We start from the raw sequence: 853 nt of genomic DNA, 5'->3' as shown, positions 1-853 counted from the left end.
TTCATCAAGCCACGCACAGGGTTTCTGTCATGGAGGGACCGCCGGTGGACAACAGCATGGTTCCCCGCAGTTCTCGGTGCAGTGGCTAGGCAAGAATACGTGCCGCCCGCGGCAGCCCCTTGGAAGTTGGCATGGATGCCCCCGATTGGTAACCTCCGACTGGCTGAGTAGCCTCACATTATACGCCGTGCCCTCAATTGCCGTGGCTGTCGCGGGAATTCTCCGTACCCGCCCCAGTCGTAAGATGCTTGCGTGTCTGATGGTCTCATCACGTCAAGCTAATAACAATCCAGGGACGGGGTATTATGAAAAATTGCGCCGAGTATCAGATTATTGCTGAAAATGGCGCATTCGCCACAGGATTATTATCTTCTTGCCATATTCGTATCCGCCCTAGGCGTCCTTCGAATCGTTCACCGCTACCAGGTGGAAAAATGCCGCAAGCGGATGCTGCAGACCTTCTCCATCGCTTTCTGATCTCTGCCGCAGATCAGCATCCAACTTGCGAAGGGATGAGTGATGCTGCGGTATTCGCCCGGCGTAAACGTATCGGGCGCGGCCACATCCGCTGGCTTGACTATCTATGACCGGGAGAAGCCTCCTATCCGGCGGCGGGCGGGCTGCCGGATAGGAGCAGGCAAGATCAGCGCTCGGGATGCTGCAGTTTGCCATCTCATAATTGGCCCAGTGCAACGTGAAGCTGAGGCCAGCGCCGACACCTAGTTTCCGTTCAGAACTTTCCGACGACGTTAAGGAAGAGGCCCTGATCGTCGAGGGTGAGGTCTCTGAGGTCGTCGGAGAAGCGGCCGAAATTGTAGCCGAGACCGACCTTGAAGTTGTCGCCGACATGGCG

Annotated in this window: 1 protein-coding gene; it reads left to right on the top strand. The window is 56.7% G+C overall.

The genetic code is table 11. From position 1 onward, the window contains the following. Positions 1 to 305: 305 nt before the first annotated feature. Positions 306 to 587 carry a hypothetical protein gene (locus N1058_RS24005; protein WP_265520099.1) on the top strand — a complete coding sequence of 94 codons (282 nt, stop codon included), beginning with the start codon at positions 306 to 308 and terminating at the stop codon, positions 585 to 587. Positions 588 to 853: the final 266 nt, after the last annotated feature.

Origin of the sequence: Nitratireductor luteus (genome assembly GCF_026162365.1) — a bacterium.
GTDB lineage: Bacteria > Pseudomonadota > Alphaproteobacteria > Rhizobiales > Rhizobiaceae > Chelativorans > Chelativorans luteus.
Note: the sequence above shows the minus strand (reverse complement) of the source record. Positions and strands in the feature narration are given on the sequence as shown.